Raw genomic sequence first — 7,992 nt, 5'->3', positions numbered from 1 at the left:
GATGCTAACTCTCATCGTATCGCCTATACCCTCAAGCAAAAGCCCACCAAGAGCGATCGCGGACTTGATAGTGGCGTGAAAAGTGGTACCTGCCTCTGTTACACCTAGATGAAATGGATAATTTGTCTTTGGACGAAGCGCTCTATAAGCTTGCATCGTGCGTTCAACGTCGCTTGATTTAAGTGAAATTTTAATGTCTGTAAAGTCAAAATCCTCAAGAAGCTTGATGTTATACATCGCACTCTCCACCATAGCCTCCACCGTGCGGCCGTAGCGATCTTCAAACTGCTTTTCAAGCGAGCCAGAATTTACACCTATACGGATAGGTAAATTTCGCTGTTTGCAGGCATCAACGACCGCTTTTATGTTTTTGGCTGAGCCAATGTTGCCTGGATTTATGCGGATAGCATCGACAAATTCGCTAACTATAAGCGCGTAGGTGTGATTAAAATGAATGTCTGCAACGACTGGAATAGGTGAACCTGCAACTATCTGCTTGAGCGCGCTTGCGTCTTCTTTATCAAAAACTGCGCAGCGCACGATGTCACAGCCTGAAAAATATAGCCTTTGTATCTGCTCAAGCGTGCCTTTTACGTCTTTTGTTTTTGAAAATGTCATTGATTGCACGGATATTGGTGCGTCACCGCCTATTAAAACATTGCGAATTTTTATCTGTTTTGTTGGGTATCGTTGCAAAATTTTGCCTTTAAATTTTTATTGGGGATTATAAAGAAAAATGGCTTTTAAAAGGCTTGAAAATTTATTTTTAATAGTTTATAAAAATTAGTATTTTTATTGGATGTAGTTTCTAAAATTTTACTTACTCTTTATAGCCAACTTATCAAATTCCATAATGCTTTCATAAGCATTAGGTTTCTCTATATGTCTATTTTTAAAATTTGCCATGTCTTTGTTGGATAGTTTTTAGACTAATATTTTAACTAAAGTTGACCGGGTCTATATCAATATCGCTAAGCTCGCTTTTGCAGAGGCTTGCAGCTTTTAAAAGAGGTATATGAGAGTTTGAGCGGAGTAAAATTTCATATCTAAATTTACTTCCAAGATACTCGATCTGGCACTTTCCGTATCCTATGATCTCAAGCTCATCGCTTCTTAAAGGTTCTATTCTTTGCACAAATTCATTCATTGTATTTTTTACTATGTGTTCATCTTTATGTGAGATGATAATGCGAAGAAGCCTAGTAAATGGCGGATAAAGCTCTTTTCTATAATCTATCTCATATTTTAAAAATGCGTCATAGTCACTGATGTAGCTCTCAAAGAATTCTCTTTGTTTGCTTTGAATGATAACTCTGCCAACCCCATTTCTACCAGCTCTTCCGGCTACTTGCATGGCAAGAGCGAGCGTTCGCTCTCTGGCTTTATAATCAGGAAAATTTAAAAGCTCGTCAAATCCCATGATGACAGCAAGCTCTACGTTGTGATAATCATGCCCTTTGCTTAGCATTTGCGTACCAAGCAAGATATCTATCTTGCCGTCGTTAAATTCTTTTAAAGCCTTTACGAGCTTGTTTTGCGTAGTGATCTCATCTCGGTCAAATTTAGCGATCCTAGCGTTTGCAAACTCAGCTTGCAGCCTTTCAAGTAGCTCGCTAGTACCGATCTTTTTGGCCTCTATCATCTCGCTACCGCACTGGTGACAAGTTTTCGGCACAGCCATTTTATGCTCGCAGTATTGACACTTTAGCACGTTTTGTTTTTTATAATAGCTCATACCGATACTGCAAAATGGGCACTTTAGCGTTTCACCGCAGTTTTTGCAGACTAGATATTTAAAATTTGCCCTTGTTGGCAGGCAGATGACAGCTTGCTTTTTATTCGTGAGCGTCTTTGAAATTTCATCTTTTAAAATTTCACTAATTCCAGTCTCGCTCTCGTCAAAAATGTAATTTTTTTGCGAATCAAAATATGTCCCTTTTAAGCGAAAATACTCCTGCTTGTAAAAGCTAGTAAGGCTTGGCGTGGCACTTCCAAGCACCACTTGTAGATCAAATTTACTAGTTAAAAAGAGGGCGAGATCTCTTGCGTTGTAGTGTGGTTTTGAACCTGTGTTTTTGTAGCTATCGTCGTGTTCTTCGTCTATGATGATGAGTTTTAGCTTCTCAAGTGGTAAAAATAAAGCCGATCTCGCACCTGCAACGAGCCTAACTTTTCCACTTTTTATATCTTTTAAAATTTGCTCTTTTTTCTTTGGCGTGATCTTTGAGTGCCAGACTGCTACTGCCTCGCCAAAGAAGCTCTCAAGGCGTTTTTGCATTTGTGGCGTGAGTGAAATTTCAGGCATTAAAAATAGCGCTTGGCTGCCTGCGTTTAAAATTTCTCTGATCTTTGCTATGTAAATTTCGCTTTTTCCGCTTCCAGTGTCGCCAAATATGAGTGAAATTTTACGTTTATTTATAAAATCCAAAGCCTCTTGCTGTTTTTCGCTTAGTTTAGGTGCCACATTAAAATTTTGATTTTCATAAAATTTATCTACTGCAATAGTGTCATTTGGTTCAAATAAATTTAGGCTGACGCCAAGCTCGCATGTGTAATATTTTGAGATAAATATTGCCAATTCGCTTTGCATTGAAGTTAGATTAATCGGTAGAATTTCTAAAATTTTACTTGTTTTAAACTCTGGTTTGTCAGTCTCGTTTACGATAAAAGCAGTAAGAATTTTGCCTTTTAAAGAAGCCCTTACGCCTTGAAATTTTTCTAGTTCTTGATCGCTTTCATAAGTGAGTGGGGCTAAATTTAGCCCATAAAATGCGAGTATGTAATAATGCATTACTGAAGTGATTTGCAAATTTCATTTTCATCACTGCAACCAAAATCACCAGTATTTTTGTCGTATTTGAAATTTGCTACTTTGCCATCTAGTCTAAATGTGTATTTGTCATCGCTTATTTTGTGCCAGCCATTTTTGCTGCCGCTATCTTTTATCGGTATATTTATAACATTTTTAAAGAGTTTGCTTGGATCGCCATCGTCTAGTTTTTGTGGAAATTCTGGCTTTGCTTGCAAGATATTGTCATTGTATTTTAGTGAAATTCCACTTCTTATAGCGGCAAGTTGAGTTTTGGCATTTGAGATAGTAGCATCACTTCTAGAAAAAAATAGCCTAGGTATAGCGACTGTGCTTAAAATACCTAGTATAACTACTATAAATATTAGCTCAAGTAAGGTGTAAGCTCGTCTTTTCATCTCTCTTCTCGCTTTAATATCTCATCAACGTTGCTAGTTAAATTTTTTACTGCCTTTATCACAGCATAATTTTCATAACATTTTTCTATAAAGGCATTTAAAAGCTCTTTTGGCTCGATAAATTGGCGCCCGCCCATTAAATTTTGCCAGTCATCTTCAAAGAATTTAGCAAAATCATCATCAAGCGTGATCGTGTAGTCGCGAGATGATATCGTGAGCGTAATTTTTTTCATATTTTAACCAAGCTTATCTGCCAAGGACAGCTTCGATTTTTCTCATTACATCGTCAGCTTCGGTATTTTTCTTGTCAAGATCCTCTTCTAAACGCATGATTTGATTGCTTTTTGCCTCATTTTGTGCTTTTAAAGTTACGATCTCGTTGCGTAACTCTTCGTTCGTTTTGCAAAGTTCGTCATATTTTGTAATCAGGTCATTTACTTTATCGCTTAGTGTGGTTAAGATCGCATTATCTTCAAACATAAAAGTTCCTTTAAAATAATAATTAAGCTCGTATTCTAACACGCAGAGGCTAAATTCTTATTAAAATTCTCATTTGACAAAGCACTATCTTTGCTATAAAATTCGCCCAAATTTAAAGGCAATCAATGAGTAAATTTGAAATTTCATCTAAATTTAGTCCAAGTAGCGACCAGGCAAGAGCGATAAAAGAGATAGTAAAAAGTGTAAAATCGGGTAACAAATATCAAACACTTTTAGGCGTCACAGGATCTGGCAAGACCTTTACCATGGCAAACGTCATACGCGAGCTCAATATGCCAACGCTCATCATGACGCATAACAAATCCTTAGCTGCGCAGCTTTACAGCGAATTTAAGGGCTTTTTCCCAAAAAATCACGTCGAGTACTTCATAAGCTACTACGACTACTACCAGCCAGAGGCTTACATCCCGCGAAGCGACCTATACATAGAGAAGGATAGCTCAGTAAATGAGGAGCTTGAGCGACTGCGTCTAAGTGCGACTGCTAGCTTGTTAAGCTTCGACGATGTCGTCTGTGTGGCTTCAGTCTCTGCAAACTACGGACTTGGTAATCCAAGCGAGTACAAAGGGATGGTAGCCTACCTAAATGTTGGACAGAAATTTAGCCAAAGAAAGCTTCTAGAGCAGCTTGTGGATATGGGCTACAAGCGCAATGACAACTACTTTGACAGGGGCGACTTTCGTGTAAATGGCGATGTGGTGGATATCTACCCAGCTTATTACAATGACGAAGCCCTAAGAGTTGAGTTTTTTGGCGATGAGATCGACTCGATGTATCATTTTGACGTGCTTGATAACAAAAGGCTAAAGGACATCTCTAAATTTACGCTTTATGCCACCAGCCAGTTTATCGTAGGCGCTGATAGGTTAAAGATTGCTATGAAAGAGATCGAAGAGGAGCTTGACGTGAGCTTGAAAGAATTTAACGAGCAGGGCAAGCTAGTCGAGGCACAGAGGCTAAAGCAGAGGGTAGAATTTGATCTTGAGATGATGGCAAGCACTGGTATGTGTAAAGGCATCGAAAACTACGCGCGACATCTGACTGGTCAAAAGCCCGGAGAGACGCCGTACTCGATGTTTGACTACTTTGAGATAAGTGGCGAGGATTATCTGGTCATCGTCGATGAGAGCCACGTGAGTTTGCCGCAGTTTAGGGGCATGTACGCTGGTGATAGGAGCCGTAAAGAGGTGCTTGTGGAGTATGGATTTCGCTTGCCTTCAGCGCTTGATAACAGGCCGCTTAAATTTGACGAGTTTATAAGCAAAAAGGCGAAATTTCTCTTTGTCTCAGCCACGCCAAACGAGTACGAGCTTGGTATCAGTCAGGGGCACGTCTATGAGCAAATTTTGCGTCCTACTGGACTACTAGATCCGCTCATTGAGATAAAAGATAGTGACAATCAAGTCGAGGCGCTATTTGACGAGGCAAAGGCGGTCATCGCTAGAGGTGAGCGTGTGCTGGTCACGGTGCTAACTAAAAAGATGGCCGAGGAGCTAAGCCGCTACTACATCGAGCTTGGCGTCAAGGTCAAGTATATGCACTCAGACATCGACGCGATCGAGCGAAATGAGATCATTAGAGGGCTTAGAAGTGGCGAATTTGACATGCTAATAGGCATAAATTTGCTCCGTGAGGGGCTTGATCTGCCTGAAGTGAGCCTGATAGCTATAATGGACGCTGATAAAGAGGGCTTTTTACGCTCTACGACGAGCCTTATACAGACGATGGGGCGAGCGGCTAGAAATGTAAATGGCAAGGTGCTAATGTTTGCCAAAAAGATAACCAACTCGATGAAAGAGGCGATCGATACGACGACTGCAAGGCGTAAATTTCAAGATGAGTATAACAAAGCTCACGGCATCACGCCGCACTCTGCCAGCAGAAATATCGAAGAGAGCTTGCATGTCGAAGATGATGGTGAAATTTATAAACGTGGCAAAAATTTAGAGAAGATGCCAGCTAGCGAGCGGGCTGCGATAGTAAAAGAGCTAAGAAAGCAGATGCTTGAAGCGGCGGCGCAGCTGGAGTTTGAGAAGGCGGCGGCATTGAGAGATGAGATAGCAAAGATGAGAAAGTTATAAAAAGACTCGTCTCTTGCGCGCTTTTAAATGAACTAGAAATTTTCTCCCTTGATGAACCATATGTTCTATCTTCAGTCAAAAATTTCTTCGTAGCATTTAAAATCATCACAAGATATTTTGTCTTGATGATTCAGTAGTCAAAATTTAAATTTTTATGTGCCTAATCTATGCAAATTTTAACTGCGCAACATTTAAATCTATCGCAAAATACTACCGCTTTTGAGCCCATTCGTATCGCGAAATTTCACCTCGTCTCCTCATAGCGAAGCTAAAGACAAAATCATATTGTCTTTAGCTGTTTAAACTATAAATTTATCGCCAAATGCCGTTTTACGATCTATCCTATTCTCTTGTATCTTTTTTCACGCTATACCAAGCAATTAATAAAAAGAAAAACTCTGCCATATTAAAAAGATCTATGTTTTTGGTTAAAAGGCCTATAAAATCTGGTCTACCTGGAAATAGTAGTGCTAAAAGTATGACCGAACTTATCGCAAATAATATAAAATTTATCCAAAATAGCCTACTTTTAGTTGCACTTGCTAATCTTGTTGTAAATAAAAATAAAAATACTGTAGCTAACAAATGAGCAAATACTCCAATGTATAAGATTGTATTGGCGCTAGAAACTAAAGATTTAATTGAGGCATTGTGCGTACCAAAGATATTTAAAAAAGTATAATCGTAAGCATATATATACATGTAGTCAGTTGTTGCTTTTGCTATTGTAAATATCACAAAAAGGATAGAGAAAAATAAGAAATTTGTATGTAGTCTTATCTCATTTAACGTATGTGCTATCTGCTTAACGGCAGAGTAAATAGCCACTAATACTACCGCGTAAGCAAGAGGCTTTATAAATATTATTGGTCGAAGCGACATTCTTTCTTGATGTGCTAACAAATATTCAAAAAATATATAGTAAAAAAATGTTGCGATAAGGCCAACTAAGCAGGCTTTCGCGGCTAATTGGCTTGAAGATTTGATAGTAGTCACATTTAAAATCCCATTTTTGCTAATTACTTGAATTTCGTTACTACTTACTTGTGTCTTTAGTCGCCACCATGCGATTAAAGCAAGAAAGAAAGCTCCAATATCAATATAATCATAAATTTTGTGATCAATTTTAATAAAGTAGCTTGCTATGTGAGATGCGCCAAATAATGCATAAGTCCAAAACATTTTTTCTTTTGTTATTTTTCCTAATTTTGCGATAGATATAAATAAAAATAGTGATGCTGTTACGAATAATACTCTCAATAAATAGCTACGATAAATAAATAGCTGTTTAAACAGGTCATGATTATACATGATCTCTTCGTCGCTATAAAAATGATTCAATATCGTAAAGATAAAATCATCATTGTTAAAATTTCTTTCTCCTAGATACATAACAATTTTAAAAGTCAAAAGAGTTAAAATCACATATATCAAAATTAAAATAGTAAAAATTTTAAAATATGTTCTTAGTTTTGAGGAATTATAAACAGAACATATTAATGAAATGGCAAAAAATAAAAGTAGCCAACTGATAGAGTCGCAGCATGCTTTGAGGATAAGACTGAAATCACGATCAAGGGTTTTGTAAAGCCCTGAAACGAAAACTAGATACTTAAATATCGCCACAATACAAGATATAATCCCCAACTCTCTGGCACTTTTTAACATATATTTTTTTTCTTGTTGTAACGGTTCCAAATTTACTCCTTAAATTAAATTAGTTATTTTATTGTAATTAGTCTAAAAAATATTTAAATATTTTAAATCAGGTTAATTTATTTTAATTTGGTATTTATTTATCTCGTGACTGACCTTAAAAAGTAGCTAGAAACCGCGCATATAAGCGATACTGCTGCGACAAAGTAAAATGAGTGTATAAGGCTAAAGATGTCAGCGATCTTGCCGATGACCGTTGCGAATATGCAACCATCGTTATACTAAGGCCAAGCATTACGCCGGAGGCTAGGCCGATTTGATTTGATTATAAAGACTAGCGTCCCTTTTAGGCCAAAATTTCCCACAAAAACGGCGACTAAAATGGGCCCAACTGCAAAGCCCACGTTGCCTCCAAAAGAAAATATACTTATGCTTTTGGCTCTATTTTTGGCGTTTGAGGCGTAGTTTACGATCCTTGCGGCACTTGGGTGAAAGAGCGCGGCGCCGATACCGCTTATCATCACGCAAACCAAGATGATGTAGTAGT

General features: G+C 38.0%; 8 protein-coding genes. 1 reads left to right on the top strand and 7 read right to left on the bottom strand.

The window, feature by feature from the left end:
* The 5 genes from B9N66_RS09010 to B9N66_RS08990 form a co-directional block, all read right to left on the bottom strand.
* On the bottom strand, nt 1-696 hold a 696-nt coding region (locus B9N66_RS09010; protein ID WP_087580741.1), incomplete at its 3' end, for a flavodoxin-dependent (E)-4-hydroxy-3-methylbut-2-enyl-diphosphate synthase.
* Nucleotides 697-937: 241 nt separating this feature from the next.
* Entirely contained in the window at nt 938-2,791 is a 1,854-nt protein-coding gene (locus B9N66_RS09005) for a primosomal protein N' (RefSeq protein ID WP_087580740.1), read from the bottom strand.
* Nucleotides 2,791-3,207, bottom strand: a complete 417-nt coding sequence (locus tag B9N66_RS09000; protein ID WP_087580739.1) for a type II secretion system protein — start codon at nt 3,205-3,207, stop codon at nt 2,791-2,793. The genes B9N66_RS09005 and B9N66_RS09000 overlap by 1 nt, the downstream gene beginning before the upstream one ends.
* The gene (locus tag B9N66_RS08995) at nt 3,204-3,440 is read right to left on the bottom strand and encodes a hypothetical protein (protein ID WP_087580738.1); all 237 of its coding nucleotides are present in this window, start codon (nt 3,438-3,440) and stop codon (nt 3,204-3,206) included. Before B9N66_RS08995 ends, B9N66_RS09000 begins: the two co-directional genes overlap by 4 nt.
* 13 nt (nt 3,441-3,453) lie before the next feature.
* Nucleotides 3,454-3,687 carry a cell division protein ZapB gene (locus B9N66_RS08990; RefSeq protein ID WP_021091279.1) on the bottom strand — a complete coding sequence of 78 codons (234 nt, stop codon included), beginning with the start codon at nt 3,685-3,687 and terminating at the stop codon, nt 3,454-3,456.
* A gap of 125 nt (nt 3,688-3,812) precedes the next feature.
* On the opposite strand from B9N66_RS08990, the gene uvrB reads away from it, so the two are divergent.
* Complete coding sequence (gene uvrB / locus B9N66_RS08985; protein ID WP_087580737.1) at nt 3,813-5,789, top strand: excinuclease ABC subunit UvrB; 1,977 nt, start codon at nt 3,813-3,815, stop codon at nt 5,787-5,789.
* Nucleotides 5,790-6,131: 342 nt separating this feature from the next.
* On the opposite strand, the gene B9N66_RS08980 is transcribed toward uvrB, so the two are convergent.
* Both B9N66_RS08980 and B9N66_RS08975 read right to left on the bottom strand, forming a co-directional pair.
* Complete coding sequence (locus B9N66_RS08980) at nt 6,132-7,487, bottom strand: hypothetical protein (RefSeq protein WP_087580736.1); 1,356 nt, start codon at nt 7,485-7,487, stop codon at nt 6,132-6,134.
* Between the two features lie 239 nt (nt 7,488-7,726).
* On the bottom strand, nt 7,727-7,992 hold a 266-nt coding region (locus B9N66_RS08975; protein ID WP_180382096.1), incomplete at its 5' end, for an MFS transporter.

Origin of the sequence: Campylobacter concisus, from assembly GCF_002165775.1 — a bacterium.
GTDB classification, from domain to species: Bacteria; Campylobacterota; Campylobacteria; order Campylobacterales; family Campylobacteraceae; genus Campylobacter_A; species Campylobacter_A concisus_E.
Note: the sequence above shows the minus strand (reverse complement) of the source record. Positions and strands in the feature narration are given on the sequence as shown.

Coding starts and splice junctions, on each gene's coding strand:
- B9N66_RS09005 (WP_087580740.1), bottom strand. CDS start 2,791: ATGCATTATTACATACTCGCATTTTATGGGCTAAATTTAGCCCCACTC.
- B9N66_RS09000 (WP_087580739.1), bottom strand. CDS start 3,207: ATGAAAAGACGAGCTTACACCTTACTTGAGCTAATATTTATAGTAGTT.
- B9N66_RS08995 (WP_087580738.1), bottom strand. CDS start 3,440: ATGAAAAAAATTACGCTCACGATATCATCTCGCGACTACACGATCACG.
- B9N66_RS08990 (WP_021091279.1), bottom strand. CDS start 3,687: ATGTTTGAAGATAATGCGATCTTAACCACACTAAGCGATAAAGTAAAT.
- uvrB (WP_087580737.1), top strand. CDS start 3,813: ATGAGTAAATTTGAAATTTCATCTAAATTTAGTCCAAGTAGCGACCAG.